The 15,444-nt window shown below is 63.4% G+C and carries 12 protein-coding genes; 6 read left to right on the top strand and 6 right to left on the bottom strand.

The window, feature by feature from the left end:
* Positions 1-62: 62 nt before the first annotated feature.
* The 3 genes from IB265_RS11700 to IB265_RS11690 are packed head-to-tail and all read right to left on the bottom strand — an operon-like array spanning position 63 to position 3,356.
* Positions 63-731, bottom strand: a complete 669-nt coding sequence (locus IB265_RS11700) for a class GN sortase (RefSeq protein ID WP_244495684.1) — start codon at positions 729-731, stop codon at positions 63-65.
* The gene (locus IB265_RS11695) at positions 721-3,075 is read right to left on the bottom strand and encodes a marine proteobacterial sortase target protein (protein WP_057253173.1); all 2,355 of its coding nucleotides are present in this window, start codon (positions 3,073-3,075) and stop codon (positions 721-723) included. The genes IB265_RS11700 and IB265_RS11695 overlap by 11 nt, the downstream gene beginning before the upstream one ends.
* On the bottom strand, positions 3,045-3,356 hold the full coding sequence (locus tag IB265_RS11690; RefSeq protein ID WP_143032948.1) for a hypothetical protein: 312 nt from the start codon (positions 3,354-3,356) through the stop codon (positions 3,045-3,047). Before IB265_RS11690 ends, IB265_RS11695 begins: the two co-directional genes overlap by 31 nt.
* A 180-nt stretch (positions 3,357-3,536) precedes the next feature.
* On the opposite strand from IB265_RS11690, the gene IB265_RS11685 reads away from it, so the two are divergent.
* Positions 3,537-4,739, top strand: coding sequence for a pyridoxal phosphate-dependent aminotransferase (locus IB265_RS11685; RefSeq protein WP_057253175.1), 1,203 nt, complete (start codon positions 3,537-3,539; stop codon positions 4,737-4,739).
* Positions 4,740-4,864: 125 nt separating this feature from the next.
* On the opposite strand, the gene IB265_RS11680 is transcribed toward IB265_RS11685, so the two are convergent.
* Positions 4,865-5,170: a helix-turn-helix transcriptional regulator gene (locus IB265_RS11680; RefSeq protein ID WP_057253179.1), complete on the bottom strand. Its 306-nt coding sequence runs from the start codon at positions 5,168-5,170 to the stop codon at positions 4,865-4,867.
* Between the two features lie 219 nt (positions 5,171-5,389).
* Between IB265_RS11680 and IB265_RS11675 the strand changes: the two genes are divergently transcribed.
* The gene (locus IB265_RS11675; RefSeq protein WP_057253180.1) at positions 5,390-6,280 is read left to right on the top strand and encodes a LysR substrate-binding domain-containing protein; all 891 of its coding nucleotides are present in this window, start codon (positions 5,390-5,392) and stop codon (positions 6,278-6,280) included.
* A 122-nt stretch (positions 6,281-6,402) separates the two neighbouring features.
* On the opposite strand, the gene carA is transcribed toward IB265_RS11675, so the two are convergent.
* Positions 6,403-7,608: a glutamine-hydrolyzing carbamoyl-phosphate synthase small subunit gene (gene carA / locus IB265_RS11670; RefSeq protein ID WP_057253181.1), complete on the bottom strand. Its 1,206-nt coding sequence runs from the start codon at positions 7,606-7,608 to the stop codon at positions 6,403-6,405.
* 325 nt (positions 7,609-7,933) lie between these two features.
* On the opposite strand from carA, the gene IB265_RS11665 reads away from it, so the two are divergent.
* Positions 7,934-8,383, top strand: a complete 450-nt coding sequence (locus IB265_RS11665) for a GatB/YqeY domain-containing protein (protein WP_057254340.1) — start codon at positions 7,934-7,936, stop codon at positions 8,381-8,383.
* Positions 8,384-8,954: 571 nt separating this feature from the next.
* Complete coding sequence (gene dnaG / locus IB265_RS11660) at positions 8,955-10,979, top strand: DNA primase (protein WP_057253182.1); 2,025 nt, start codon at positions 8,955-8,957, stop codon at positions 10,977-10,979.
* A 55-nt stretch (positions 10,980-11,034) separates the two neighbouring features.
* Here dnaG and IB265_RS11655 read toward each other — a convergent pair whose 3' ends face one another.
* On the bottom strand, positions 11,035-11,874 hold the full coding sequence (locus tag IB265_RS11655; protein ID WP_113133461.1) for a glycosyl transferase: 840 nt from the start codon (positions 11,872-11,874) through the stop codon (positions 11,035-11,037).
* A 201-nt stretch (positions 11,875-12,075) separates the two neighbouring features.
* Between IB265_RS11655 and recQ the strand changes: the two genes are divergently transcribed.
* Both recQ and IB265_RS11645 read left to right on the top strand, forming a co-directional pair.
* Complete coding sequence (recQ, locus tag IB265_RS11650; RefSeq protein WP_057253185.1) at positions 12,076-13,953, top strand: DNA helicase RecQ; 1,878 nt, start codon at positions 12,076-12,078, stop codon at positions 13,951-13,953.
* Positions 13,954-14,157: 204 nt separating this feature from the next.
* Entirely contained in the window at positions 14,158-15,345 is a 1,188-nt protein-coding gene (locus tag IB265_RS11645) for a glycine C-acetyltransferase (protein ID WP_192494793.1), read from the top strand.
* Positions 15,346-15,444: the final 99 nt, after the last annotated feature.

Below are 15,444 nucleotides of genomic sequence, written 5' to 3'. Positions count from 1 at the left end.
GTTCAACTGGCACGCTGGAGCGGGAGACGGAGCGGTTCAAGTCACAACCGATCAAAAGCGGTTTATTTCGAGATCGAGCCTGTCGTCAGCGACACCGGCCGTTGTTCGCCGATGAGCTCGGCATTGACGATATAGCGCATCGGCCCCTGTTCGATCGCATCGAAGGGCCAGCAGGTGGCAAGCGCCAGATGGTGGCCGGTGGCCGATGCGTTGATGCCGCTTTCGTCCCAGCGGGCGACGCGGCTTTCGCCGGCCCGGAACAGGAAGCGGCGGCCGTCCTTGCGCGTCAGCACCAGGAGGTCGCCGGGATTGACGTCCTTCAGCCAACGGAAATGCGTGTCGCGGTGCGCGGCGATGACGGAGGTGCCTTCGTCGCCGGGCAAGGGCGTCGTCGTCAGCCAGGCGGGGCCGAAGGCGAGCGCTTCGCCGCTCGCGCCTTCGAGCACGACCGCAGAGCGGTTCAATCGCGGCGCGGTGATCTCGGCGGCGGTTTGAAAGTCGGCCCAGGGCCAGGGCTTGCCATCCGGGTTGCCGTGCAACTGCGCCTCGAAAGTGCGCTTGAGAAGCACCTGCGAGACCTCGGCCTTGGCCTTCATGTAGAAACCTTTGCCGATCAGCAGGAGACCGGCAAGGGCAATGAGCGCGATGATCGCGAGCACGATCGTCTCGACCGCCGAGAGGCGGGCGAGAAAGCCCGGGCCTGGCTCGGGCCTTTCGTTGTCAGCGGCCACGGCGGCGCACTCCCGCAAGCACGACGGCGGCGATCGGCACGCGCCAGAAGACAAAGGTCGTGCCGGCGAAGAGGGCAAAGGCCAACAGCATCAGGCCGATCAGGATCTGCTTGTCCGCTTCCGTTGCCGTCTGCGGCAGGGTGACCTGGTTGTTGGCCTCGGCGATCATGCCTGCCGCCCGTGCGGTTGGTGCCGCCAGCATGCGGTCCGCCGTCACCATGGCAAGCTTGGTCCGGCTCTCGACCGCAGCGTCGCGTTCGTAGACCTTTCCGGGGGCGCTCTCGACGGGCGCTTCACCAAAGACCTTGCCGAAGTCCCAGCCGGCCGGAAGGTTGAGCGGCAGCCTGGTTTCGGCCTGTGGCTCGCCGGCCGGACGCGAGGGCGTCGCATCGACCGCGACGAGGCTGGTGACGCGGGAGACGAGGTGATGGGCGAGCGCCACGGTCTCGATCCGCTTGTCGAGCGTGGCGGGATCGGCAATTGCAGCGGCACTTGCCTCGAGATCATCGATCTTGCGCCGCGCCCAGAGCTTGGCGATACCCTGGCCGGTGGAGGCCTTGGCGATGTCCATCTCGACCCGCCAGGGCTGGTCGCCGGCTTTGCCGAGGATCTGCAGCTTGCCTTTGGGTGCGGTGCCATCGAGTTCGGCGGTCAGCACCACCGGCTCGCCGCGATAGAGATCGGGCATGGGGTTTGGGGTGATGTCGCTTGCCGATGCGGCCTCGAAGCTCGCGGAGATATCGGTCATCGCGGGGCTTTCGAGCTTGGTGAAGAGCTCGCCCATGCGTGTCGCCACCTGGCTCTCCGAGCCGATCAGCGTGAAGGTGCCGCGGCCGTATTCGGCAGCCTTGGTCATGAAATGGCTGTTGGGGGCGGAGCCGATGCCGACGGTGAAGACGCGGGCGTCGCCGCGGTTTTTCTGGATCTCGTCGAAGAGCTGCGCCTCATTGCCGATCGCGCCATCGGTCAGGAAGACCACCTGGCGAAGCGCGCCGGCCTGAACTGGACCCTGCGTGCGCAATGCAGCTTCCAGCGCGGGCAGCATTTCCGTGCCGCCGTCGGCGGTGAGACCGCGGACATAGGCGATCGCATCCTCGCGCTTGTCCGGTGTCGCCTCGGTGAGCTCAGGAAAATGCACCGACATCGTGTCGTCGAAGCGGATGACGTTGAAGCGGTCTTCGGGCTTCAACCTGGAGATCGCCAGCGCCAGGCTCTCCTTCGCCTGTTCCATCGAGGGGCCGGCCATGGAACCGGAATTGTCGATGACAAAGACGATCTCGCGTTTGACCGGCTTGGCATCGGTCTCGCTTGCGGCAGCCGGTGGCGTGACGAAGGAGAGCAGGTAGGTCTTGTTCCCGACTGTCTCCCGGAAGAGGCCGGCATAGGGGCTCTTGCCCTCGATCGCGTTCCAGGTGAGCTCGAAGTCGCGGTCGGCCGGCACGCTGTCGCCCTTCAGCGTCACGCGGCGGCTGAGATCATCGAGGTTGGCGATATCGACGTCATGATAGCCGGATTTCACCTCGCCGAGGGGGAAGCCTGCCTTCAGGTTCACCGTCAGCGTGACGGGATTGACCTTAGCGTTTTCCTTGGGGTCGAGAACCGGCGCTTCGACCTTTTCACGGTCGGGAACCGGATCGTTGACGGCATAGCCGGTGCGGCTGTCGAGGTCGACGGTCTGAACGATCGGCTGCGGATTGTAGCGGGGCGCGACCACCATCGGGAAACGGAGAGAATAAAGGCCGTTCGATTGGCGGACCGCGCTCTGATACTCGATCTGTATGACGACCGTTTCGCCGGGGCCGATATTGGCGACCTGGTTGGTGAAGATGTTCGGGCGCTGTTGCTCGAGCAGTGCCGCCTTCTTGCCCTCGGCCTTCGCCTGCTCGTAGATCTCCTTGGCTTCCTGGCGCGGCTTTATCTGGCCCTCGATGAAGCGGTCGCCGATCTGCATCTTCAGCGTATCGACCGCCGAATCCTCGGGCAGCGGGAAGACATAGGTGCCTTCGACCCAGCCCTTGCTGGGGTTCTCGAAACGCTGGGTCACGCGGGTGCGCATGATCGGGCCGTTGACGTCGATCGTTACGTCCGTCGCCAGCCGCGGCGCCTCGACGAAATAGCCGGGTTCCTTCGACGGGAAGAGCAGGGCGCCCGCGCCGATATCGTTGGGGCGAACATAACCTGCCATCTGCTGAGGCTTGGCGTCGGCCGTTTCGGCCGCGGCCTGGGTCATCAGGCCGATGATCATCAGGATGCAGGCGGCGAGCGCTGCGATCGCCAGATACATGCCCCAGCGCGCTTCGTTCTGCCCGGTCTTCAATGAGGCGATTTCGTCGTCGAGAAACATTGCATAACCCCCGTAATGCGAATGTGTTCGGATGATCGAAGAAAAGGCCCGGAAACCGGCTGTTGCAGGACGGAATTGCGGCGGACCGCGACAGTTGTGATGGCCAAATTATGGCATTTCAAAAAATGCCGAACGCCGCTGATTTTTTTGAATAAATCGCGATCAAGAACCGTTTCCGACTGATACGTTTCGTGGCCGTTCAAACGACCGCCATAATTCCTTTTTTCGGCGCTGGACTTGTGGGCGAGGATCGCCTCGGGATCGCGACTGGCGATCGACAACGCTGATCGCACTCATGAAACTTTGTCATGGTGACGCTTTTTGCCCGCGTTTCCGGCGTTTTTGCCGTTCCGGCGCTTGCAAGACCGGGCGTCTTTCGACATAGACCTAACCGCTATGGAGCCTGGCTTTTTACGTTCCGTAGCGATCACCTCGTCTCGAAACGATCAGGACCTTCACCCATGGCCTTCCTTGCCGATGCCCTCTCCCGTGTAAAGCCTTCCGCCACTATCGCCGTTTCGCAGAAAGCCCGCGAGCTGAAAGCGAAAGGCCGCGATGTGATCGGCCTCGGCGCCGGGGAGCCGGACTTCGATACGCCCGACAATATCAAGAAGGCGGCGATCGACGCGATCAACCGCGGCGAGACGAAGTACACGCCGGTCTCCGGCATTCCGGAACTGCGCGAAGCGATCGCCAAGAAGTTCAAGCGCGAGAACAACCTTGATTACACCGCCGCCCAGACGATCGTCGGCACCGGCGGAAAGCAGATTCTTTTCAACGCGTTCATGGCGACCCTGAACGCGGGCGATGAAGTCGTCATCCCGGCGCCCTACTGGGTCTCCTATCCGGAAATGGTGGCGCTGTGCGGCGGCACGCCGGTGTTCGTCTCGGCCACCCAGGAAAACAACTTCAAACTCACGGCGGAGGACCTGGACAAGGCGATCACGCCGAAGACCAAGTGGTTCGTCTTCAACTCGCCGTCCAACCCGTCGGGCGCTGCCTACAGCCATGCCGAACTGAAGGCGCTGACGGACGTGCTGATGAAGCATCCGCATGTCTGGGTGCTGACCGACGACATGTACGAGCACCTGACCTATGGCGACTTCAAGTTCGCGACCCCGGTCGAAGTCGAGCCCGGCCTTTATGACCGCACGCTGACGATGAACGGCGTCTCCAAGGCCTATGCCATGACCGGCTGGCGCATCGGCTACGCTGCCGGTCCGCTTCAGCTCATCAAGGCCATGGACATGATCCAGGGTCAGCAGACCTCGGGCGCCACCTCGATCGCGCAGTGGGCGGCCGTCGAGGCGCTGAACGGCACGCAGGACTTCATCCCCGAGAACAAGAAGATCTTCGAAGGCCGCCGCGATCTGGTCGTCTCGATGCTGAACCAGGCCAAGGGCATTGCGTGCCCGACGCCGGAAGGCGCCTTCTACGTCTACCCGTCCTGCGCCGGCCTGATCGGCAAGACCGCGCCGTCGGGCAAGGTCATCGAGACGGACGAAGATTTCGTCTCCGAGCTGCTCGAATCCGAAGGCGTTGCCGTCGTGCATGGTTCGGCCTTCGGTCTCGGCCCGAACTTCCGCATTTCTTACGCAACCTCGGAAGCTCAGCTCGAAGAGGCTTGCCGCCGCATCCAGCGTTTCTGCGCCGCCTGCAAGTAAGCGCTGGCAATCGCATCACAAAAAGCCCGCCGGAAACGGCGGGCTTTTTTGTTCGCAGATCGATTCAAGCGGTGGCCAATCTTATTCAGGCGGATCGGCCAAGGCATTGAAATTTTGTCAGAAATTCACGCACCGGGAACCTCGTCGTCGCCGACGACGCCACCCTCGCTTTCCAGGATCGAGAGGCGGCGAGCCTCGGAGCGCGTGAACTTCAGCTGCACGCCGATGCCGCGTTCGCCTTCCGGCAGAAACACTGCGCCGGCATGTTCGAGTGCATGCCTCAGCGATAGGATTGTCTCGTCGCTGGGCGTCTCGAGCTTGCGTTCGAACCTGAGGATCGTGTCTTCGTCGACACCTGAAAAGCTTGCCAGCATCTCGCGCGAGATTTCGATCAGCGCCCGGGCGGCGCGGCACTGTGGACCTGTAATCATCGTCACCTCCAGTTGCACGGGAGGATGCGCGAAGCCCGGCGAAGGGTCAACCGCAAGTCACGTCCGTGACCTCATCCGTCAGCGGGTCAGCATTGCGAAGGGGCCCAGCCTCTCCCTGGATATTCGGTTTCAATGCGGGGCGATGAATTTGTGGACGGCCTTTTGAAAATTGGCCAAATACGGACATGTCATCCATAGGCGTGGACATCGGGAGCCGCGATGCGCAATCTCAACGACTTCATCATCTTCGCCCATGTGGTCGACCATAGGGGCTTCGCGCCGGCTGCGCGTGTGCTCAACGTGCCGAAATCGACGCTCAGCAAGCGCGTGGCGGAGCTTGAGAAGATGCTTGGCGTCCGGCTCATCAACCGCACGTCCCGCCGCTTCACGGTGACCGAGATCGGCGAGGACTTCTATCGCCATGCGGCCGCGATGCTGATCGAGGCGGAAGCGGCTGAAGCCGTGGTCAAGGGCAGGCTTGCAGAACCAAGCGGCACGGTGCGCATCACAGCTTCGGTGCCGACGGCGCAGATGACGCTTTCGGGGCTGCTGCCTCAGCTGGCTCTTGCCTATCCGAAGATGCGGGTGGTGCTGCATGCGACCGACCGCTTCGTCGATCTGATCCAGGAAGGCTTCGATATCGCCGTGCGCGATCATTTCGCGCCCTTGCCCGATTCCGGTCTCGTCCAGCGGCGGGTCGCCTCCGAAGTGATCTGGTTGGTGGCAGCACCCGGCTACCTCGCGCGGCGCGGCACGCCTGCCGAGCCGGATGAACTCAAGGACCACGATGGTCTGCTCACGTCGCTCGCAAGCGATGGCTGGACGCTTCGCCGGGAGGACGACGTTCCGGTCTCTGTGCGCCCCGAGCCGCGCTTTGTCGCGGACGAGTCCCGCGTTCTCCTCGAGGCGGCGCTTTCCGGGCTCGGCATCACCGCGCTGCCGCGCAAGCTCTGCCATGCCGAGATCGACAATGGCAGCCTCGTGCGGGTGCTGCCCGACTGGCAGGCGGGGTTGGTCACGACGACGCTTTTGATGCCGCATCGCCGCGGCCAGCTCCCGTCGGTCCGGGCGGTTGTCGACTTCATCGCCGAGCGTCTCGCCGACGGCTGACAGACAAAGACGACGAGCTGTCCTCCCGCCTTGGCGGACACGATTGGCGATATCGGCCGATGCCCTGTCGCCAAAGAAAAGGCCCGCGCGAGGCGGGCCTTTTGTCCGAATGTTTGTTGCGCTTAGCGCTCGGCCAATGCCGGCTCGCCCTTCTTCTCGCGCACGAGGTTCATGAAGCGGCGGAAGAGGTAGTGGCTGTCCTGCGGGCCGGGCGAGGCTTCCGGGTGGTGCTGGACCGAGAAGACCGGCTTGCCGGCGACGCGCAGGCCGCAGTTCGTGCCGTCGAAGAGCGAAATGTGAGTCTCTTCAACGCCTTCCGGCAGCGACTTCGAATCGACCGCGAAGCCGTGGTTCATCGAGACGATCTCGACCTTGCCTGTCGTGTGATCCTTGACCGGGTGGTTGGCGCCGTGGTGGCCCTGGTGCATCTTCTCGGTCTTGCCGCCGAGGGCCAGCGCCAGCATCTGGTGGCCGAGGCAGATGCCGAAGACCGGGATATCGCTCTTCAGCAGGTTCTGGATGACCGGCACGGCATATTCGCCGGTTGCCGCCGGGTCGCCCGGGCCGTTGGACAGGAAGATGCCATCCGGCTTCTGCGCCAGAACTTCGTCGGCGCTGGTCGAAGCCGGCATGATGGTGACGCGGGCGTTGAGGCCGGCGAAGAGGCGCAGAATGTTGCGCTTCACGCCATAGTCGAGCGCGACGATATGGTAGGCGGCATCGGTTTCGCCGAGCGTCGAATAGCCCTCGTCCCAGACCCAGGGCTTCTCGTCCCAGCGCGAGGACTGGCCCGAGGTCGCGACCTTGGCGAGGTCGAGGCCTTCAAGCCCGCTCCAGGCCTTGGCTTCGGCCTTCAGCGTGTCGATGTCGAAGACGCCCTGGGGGTCATGGGCGATGACGGCGTTCGGCATGCCGTTTTCGCGGATCCAGGCGGTGAGCGCGCGGGTGTCGATGCCGCAGAGGCCGATGATGCCGCGGGCCTTCAGCCAGGCGTCGAGGTGCTTGACGGCGCGGTAGTTCGACGGCTCGGTGATGTCGGCCTTGAAGATGACGCCGACCGCGCCGTGGCGTGCTGCCGGCGTCAGGTCTTCGATGTCTTCGTCATTGGCGCCGATATTGCCGATGTGCGGGAAGGTGAAGGTGACGATCTGGCCGAGATAGGAGGGGTCCGTCAGGATTTCCTGATAGCCCGTCAGCGCCGTGTTGAAGCAGACTTCCGCCTGCACCTTGCCGGTCGCGCCGATGCCCTTGCCTTCGATCACGGTGCCGTCGGCCAGAACGAGCAGTGCGGTTGGTTTTTCATTGGTCCATGCGGGTGTCGCGGTCATCGTTCCTATCCCGTTGCGGCGTGAAGCGGGGCTTGAAAGCCCGGCGGTCGATCGCCATTTCATGTGCTCAGGCATGGACGCGCGGAATCCCCGCGGAAAGTGCTCTCATGCCGATGTCGTGCAGGTGCGGGAAAATAGCCAAAGCGCTGATCCGGGTCAACCGGCCGCTGTGAATTGTCAGGAAATAAAATTCCTTTTAATTCAAGCGGTTGCGTATTCCGTTTGATTGCGCCTGTCACACTGGTTTAAGACGACGACAACAATGATGGTTTCGAGCCGGTTCCGGGCAGAGCACCGCGGGCCGGTTTCGACATGGAGTATGGACATGCGCGACCAGTTCGCTGACGCACTGAAGGAAGCCCTGAAAGCCAAGGACACACGGCGTACCTCGACCGTGCGGCTGATCCAGGCGGCGATCAAGGACCGGGACATCGCCAATCGTGGCCTGGGCAAGGACCCGGTCAGCGACGACGACATCCTGCAGATCCTCGCCAAGATGATCAAGCAGCGCGAAGAGTCGGCCCGCATCTATGACGAGGGCGGCCGGCCGGAGCTTGCCGAGCAGGAGCGCCAGGAAATCGTGATCATCAACCAGTTCCTTCCGGCCCAGCTTCCGGAAGAGACGGTGCGTGAACTCTGCGCCTCGGTGATCCAGGAAACCGGCGCGCAAGGCTTGCGCGACATGGGCAAGTGCATGAACGTGCTCAAGGAGCGCTATCCGGGCCAGATGGACTTCGCCAAGGCGTCCGGTCTCGTGAAGGAACTGCTCAAGTAAGAGCTCGTTCAAGTAACTGCGCACGCCCGGCCATAGGTGACGGGCGTCGCCTCCTCGGCGTTCGCAAGGATTTCGTTTTCGAACGCGCGATCGATCCGCGGTGTTGCGGCTGGCGATATCGTTGGCGACGACATAGTTGATGAAACGACCGCTATAGAGGCCGCTCGACAGATCTTGGGGATCGCGGTCGTGATGGAGGGCAGGGCCGGATTGGGGCCATCAGCCAGCGTTGCTGCGAGGCAAAGATCGAAGCGAGGCGCGGGTTATCCCCATACATGGAGACCATGCCGCGGGCGTAATCCAGCACGGTGCTGAAGAAGACGGGACTGGACGCGAGCGCTTCGACGGCGATGGCCATGATGGGTGTTCCAGTTCGGGACGCCGAATTGATGCCATTCACCTTCGGCGAGTCAAGCTCTACTTTTGGTCCTTGGAAGATCTCAATTGCGTCTTTTGGTTGTGGAAGCGGGCGTGAATCCCGTTTCCGTCCTGTGAATAGCGGGCAAGCCGGATCACTGTTGTGGCGTCCAGCGGCCTTGCCGCCTATATGGAAGATCGACCAGAGGTTTTCATGCGCTTTTCACCATCCTTTCTCGACGAGATACGCGATCGCGTGCCGATTTCGGACGTGATCGCCAAACGCGTCACCTGGGATCGGCGCAAGACCAATGTCTCGCGCGGCGACTATTGGGCCTGCTGCCCCTTCCATGGGGAGAAGTCGCCGAGCTTCCACTGCGAGGATCGCAAGGGCCGGTACCATTGTTTCGGCTGCGGCGTCTCCGGCGACCATTTTCGCTTCCTGACCGATCTCGAAGGCTTGAGCTTCCCGGAGGCCGTGCAGCAGATCGCCGACATGGCGGGCGTTGCCATGCCGCAGCCCGACCCGCAGGCCGAGCGGCGCGAGAAAGAGCGCACCAGCCTTCTCGACGTCATGGAGCTGGCGACCGCGTTTTTTGAGGATCAGCTCCAGACCGCGGGCGGCGCCAAGGCCCGCGCCTATCTGCGCGAACGCGGCCTGACAGGCCGCACGATCGAGACCTTCCGCCTAGGCTTTGCGCCCGACAGCCGCAACGCGCTCAAGGAATTTCTCGCTGGCAAGGGTATCGGCAAGGAGCAGATCGAAGCCTGCGGTCTCGTCGTGCACGGGCCCGATGTGCCGGTTTCCTACGACCGTTTCCGCGACCGCATCATGTTCCCGATCCTGTCGTCACGCGAAAAGGTCATCGCCTTCGGCGGTCGCGCGATGTCTCCGGATGCGCCGGCGAAATATCTGAACTCCAACGAGACCGAGCTCTTCCACAAGGGCAACGTGCTCTACAATTTCGCCCGCGCCCGCCGGGCCTCGCAAGGGGCCGCCCGCCTGGGTGACGCCGGGCCGGACGATGCCGCCGGAACGATCATCGCCGTCGAAGGCTACATGGACGTGATCGCGCTGCACCAGGCGGGCGTCGAGAACGCGGTTGCGCCGCTCGGCACGGCATTGACCGAAAACCAGCTCGACCTTCTCTGGAAGATGACGTCGCAGCCGGTGCTCTGCTTCGACGGCGATGGCGCCGGCATCCGTGCCGCCAATCGTGGCGTCGACCTGGCGTTGCCGCACCTGAAGCCTGGCCGCTCGGTGCGTTTCGCGATGCTGCCTGACGGCAAGGATCCGGACGATCTGGTGCGCCACGAGGGTCGCGCGCCCTTCGACAAGGTGCTCGCCAATGCGCGATCCCTTGCCGACATGGTCTGGCAGCGCGAGATCCAGGGTGGATCGTTCGACACGCCTGAGAAACGCGCCGAGCTCGAAGCGCGGCTGAAGCAGGTCACTTCCGTCATCGCCGACGAAAGCGTGCGCCGCCACTACGGCCAGGACATGCGCGACCGGCTGAACGCCTTCCTGCAATCGTCGGGATCGGGGCGGGGGGGCGAGCGTCGCCCATTCGAGCGTGGCGGCGGCCGCGTAGGGGGCAAACGGTCGATGCAGCCCGCGGACGCGTTGAAGGGCGCTATTGTCGAGGCGGGGACTGCTGCCAGTTCGAAGCTTAATCAGTTGTTGAAAGCTGACCGCTCAACGAGGCCGCCAGAGTTACGCGAAAGCGTGCTGGCGTTCACCATCGTCAACCACCCGCAGCTGCTGTTCGACGAGTATGACGAAATCTCGACGATCGAGTTCGACCATCGCGACCTGCAGCGCTGCTGGGCGGCGGTGCTCAATGCTGCTGCCGCGCAGGGGCCGCGCCTGACGCGCGAAGGCCTGATCGAGCAACTGGATGGGGAAGGCTTCGGCGCACTGCTCGCCGCGATCGACCAGCAGATCCGCTATGCGCGGCTCTGGACCGCGACGACGGCTGCAGCCCCCGAGGATGCGCGCGAAGGTTATCTGCAGGCTCTGGCTTTGCACCAGCGGTCCAAGGCGCTGCACTGGCAGCGGCGTGAACTCGAGCGTGAGCTTGCGCATGCGACGGAGGAAGGCGACCTCGAAGCGGTGCCGCAACTGCTGCGCACGCTTCAGGAAGTGCAGCTCGAAGTGACTCGTCTTGAGAACCAGGAGGCGATCATCGAGGGTTTCGGGGTGCTTTCCGGTCGCGTGAAGGGGCCGGCGGCGCGTTAATCTAAAAACTCACGCTGCCACGCTGAAATCCTGCCCGATCTTAACAGAACGCCGACTATTCGCGCCAATGTTCGGCCACCCATGGAGCAGGGCGGATATAGTGGCGCAGGTAGCGGAACGGGTTCTTCTCGCGGCGGTCGCCGTTGAACAGGCGGCGAATATGTCCAAGCGGCGTGTCGACGCGTCCGCGATAGCCATATTGTCCGTCGATCGCATGTTGCGGCAGCAGGCTGCGCGGGAAAAGCACCACACGCGCATCGGCCGGCAGGCGCGGTGTGAAGAAATAGTTGAGCGGGAAGGTCCAATGGCAGTCCTGCCGGTAATGCAGGACCCAGCGCCTTGGGAAGAGCTTCACGCCACCGGGCGCATTGCGCGTGACGAAACGCTGCTCGAAGCGATACTCGTCGGCAATCGCCTGAGGATTGGCGCCAAACTTCTGCTGCAGGGGCACGAGTTTGCCCACCGGGAAGCGGAACAGCGAGGTCTGGCCGAGGCGCTCGAAGGGCGTTGTCTGATTTCTGGCGAGGATCACGTCGTCGGGTTCGCCGACCTCGAAGAAGGAATCGAGCGATCCGACGATGACGATGTCGAGGTCGAGAAAGAGAACCGGGCCCTGGAGATTAGCGAGCTTCGGTCCCCAGAGCCGCGACTTCTGCCAGATGCCCGGCGTGTTCGTGGGCATGTCCGCGATGTTGAGCGGCGGCAGGTCCTCGCAGAGAATTTCCGGACGCAGTCCTTCGAAATTGTCGGTGAAGCAGGTGAAGGTGAAGGGCGGGGTGATGTTGCGCGCCACCATGGCATAAAGCCGGTTGATGAACGGAGCGCCGTACTTCGTACCCCAGTTGATGCAGATGATCTGCTTGACGCCGCCGCTCGCCGCTAAAATGTTCGCCATGATGACTTCCTGATTTTTGGGAGCCACTAAAGTACTGCTGCGTTGGCAAGGTCAAGCTGGCAAAAGCTCAATCCCCGACCTTGAAAAGCCTGCTGATCACGCGGGATTATCACGGCGTTCTCTTCATTTGCCCTGACGGCTATGGCATTGCGGTCGCATCTTGCGATGATTGCAGGCAGTGATTCCCGTGAAGGAGACGTGATGGAGTTTGTCGAAAGGGCGAAGCGCGCCGCAAGCGCTGCCAGCCATCTCTTCGACGACGCCGGCCCGGCGCCGCTCGATGTGCTGAAGCGCGTCTATGGTTATTCCGCCTTTCGCGGTAGACAACAGGAAGTGGTCGAGCACGTGACCGGCGGCGGCGACGCCGTCGTTCTCTTTCCGACCGGCGCCGGGAAATCGCTCTGCTTCCAGATCCCGGCGCTCTGCCGTCCGGGGCTCGGCGTGGTCGTCTCGCCTTTGATTGCGCTGATGCGCGATCAGGTGGAGGCGTTGAAGCAGCTCGGCGTCAATGCTGCGGCCCTCAACTCGTCGCTGACCCGCGAGGAAGCGATCGCCGTGCGGCGACAGATCTATGACGGCACGCTCGACCTTCTCTATGTGACGCCGGAGCGGATCGTCACGGATGGTTTCGCCGATCTCCTCGGCGATGCCCGCATCGCGCTCTTCGCCATCGACGAGGCGCATTGCGTATCGCAATGGGGCCATGATTTTCGCCCGGAGTACCGCGCGCTCGGGTTGCTGGCGGAGCGTTATCCAGGCGTGCCGCGCATCGCGCTGACGGCCACTGCCGATCCGCATACGCGCGACGACATCGTCGAACGGCTGGCGCTGACCAATGCCAAGGTCTTCACGACCAGCTTCGACCGGCCGAACATCGCCTATGAAATCGTCGAGCGCGACCAGCCGCGCCAGCAACTGCTACGCTTCCTTTCGCGCTTCAAGGGTTCGTCCGGTATCGTCTATTGCCTGTCGCGTGCCAAGGTCGAGGACACGGCCGAATGGCTGAATGCCCAGGGTATCCGGGCGCTGCCCTATCATGCGGGCATGGACCGGACGCTCAGAGACAAGCATCAGGACGCGTTTCTGAAAGAAGAGAGCCTCTGCCTTGTCGCGACCGTCGCCTTCGGCATGGGCATTGACAAGCCCGATGTGCGCTATGTCGCCCATCTCGATCTGCCGGGATCGGTGGAGGCCTACTACCAGGAGACCGGGCGTGCCGGCCGTGACGGCCAACCGTCGGAGGTCTGGATGGCCTATGGCATGGCCGACGTGCTGCAGCGCCGCCGGATGATCGACGAGGGCGGGGCGGCCGACGACATCAAGCGCATCGAGCGCGGCAAGCTCAACGCGCTCTTGGCGATCTGCGAGACCGCCGGCTGCCGCCGCCAGGCGATCCTCGCGCATTTCGGCGAAGCCCATCCCGGGCGCTGCGGCCATTGCGACACCTGCCTGAAACCGGTCGAAACCTGGGATGGCACGGAAGCGGCGATCAAGGCGCTTGCCGCCGTTTATCGCACCGGCGAGCGCTTCGGCACCGGTCATGTGGTCGATGTGCTGATGGGGACGGTCAACGAAAAGACCGAGCGTTTCGGCCATGTCGAGATGCCCGTCTTCGGCGCCGGCAAGGATCTTCCTGCCCGTACCTGGCAATCGGTGTTTCGGCAGTTGCTGGCGGCGGGGCTGATCAGCGTCGATCATGCTGCCTTCGGGGCGATGAAGCTGGAGCCGGATGCGCGCGCCGTCTTCAAGCGCGAACGCCAGGTGTTCTTCCGCAAGGACCGTCCGACCTCGGGCAAGGCCGCACGGGGGGCAAAATCGGGCTCGCAGCGCGAGCGCGCCGATCTCGCCGGTTCGGACCTCGAATTGTTCGAACTCCTTCGTGCCGAGCGCTTCTCGATCGCCAAGGAGCTGAACGTCCCGCCCTATGTCGTCTTCCCCGACGCGACCTTGATCGCGCTCGCCAAGGAGCGCCCGCGGGACTTCGACGAACTGCTCGACATCCCCGGCATCGGCGAAAGCAAACGCGAGCGCTACGGCGAAGCGTTCCTGGCGGTCATCGACGGGTATGTGGACGGGTGAGTTCGCGCACGGCGGGTGCTGACGCGGCGAAGGAATATGTCCGTGAGCGCGCCTGCGGCGACACAATATATCCCTCACGCCATCTCGCCGTGAAATGCCCTGTCGTTTTTGCGCCGGCCTCCTCGGCGCGCTGGAATTTGCTGCAAGTCGAAAGCCGTCATGATACTCGTCAGGAACGCGATGTTTTCTGTGAGCGAGAGCGCCATGACTTCAGCCTTTCTGTCCCATCTTCGTTCTGAACTCGAGGGCCTGAAGACGGCCGGGCTGTACAAGTCGGAGCGTGTCATCACCTCGAAGCAGGCGGGCGCGATCGAGGTCGCCTCGGGCGACCGCGTGCTCAACTTCTGCGCCAACAACTATCTCGGCCTTGCCGACAACGCGGAACTCGCCGAGGCCGGCAAACAGGCGCTCGACCGTTACGGCTACGGCATGGCCTCGGTGCGCTTCATCTGCGGCACGCAGGAGGAGCACAAGCAACTCGAGGCCCGCATCTCGTCGTTCCTCGGCCTGGAAGACACCATCCTCTATTCCTCCTGCTTCGATGCCAATGGCGGCCTGTTCGAAACGCTGCTTGGCGAAGAGGACGCGATCATCTCCGACGCGCTCAACCACGCCTCGATCATCGACGGCGTGCGGCTCTCCAAGGCCAAGCGCTTCCGCTACGCCAACAACGACATGGCAGCACTGGAGGAGGAGCTGAAGAAGGCGGAGGGCAGTCGCTTCAAGCTGATCGCCACCGACGGCGTGTTCTCGATGGACGGCATCATCGCCAACCTGCAAGGCGTCTGCGACCTCGCCGACAAATACGGCGCCATGGTCATGGTCGACGACAGCCATGCGGTCGGCTTCGTCGGCAAGAATGGCCGCGGCTCGGCCGAACATTGCGGCGTCGAGGGCCGCATCGACATCATCACCGGCACGCTCGGCAAGGCGCTCGGCGGCGCCTCCGGCGGTTACACCTCGGCCAAGGCCGAGGTCGTCGAGTGGCTGCGCCAGCGCTCGCGGCCCTATCTGTTTTCCAACACGCTGGCGCCGGTCATTGCCGCCGCCTCGCTCACGGTCTTCGACCTGATCGAGAACGGCGATGCACTGCGTGAGCGGCTCTATGCCAATGCCACCCTGTTCCGCACCGAGATGTCGAAACTCGGCTTCACGCTCGCCGGCGAAGGGCACCCGATCATCCCGGTCATGCTCGGCGATGCGGCGCTCGCCCAGGAGATGGCGGCGCGCATGCTGCAGAAGGGCGTCTATGTCATCGGCTTTTCGTTCCCGGTGGTGCCGAAGGGCCAGGCGCGCATCCGCACGCAGATGTCGGCGGCCCACAGCGAGAACGACGTGCGCCGGGCGATCGCCGCCTTCGAAGCGGTTGGCCGCGAGCTTGGCGTGATCTGAGCGAACGGAACGGAGAGTTCGCCCGATCCGAGGGAAGGGCGAGTTTGCCCCTCACCCTAACCCTCTCCCCGCAGGCGGGGAGAGGGGACGTGCTTTACG

The organism is Ensifer sp. ENS10, assembly GCF_014852025.1.
GTDB lineage: Bacteria > Pseudomonadota > Alphaproteobacteria > Rhizobiales > Rhizobiaceae > Ensifer.
Note: the sequence above shows the minus strand (reverse complement) of the source record. Positions and strands in the feature narration are given on the sequence as shown.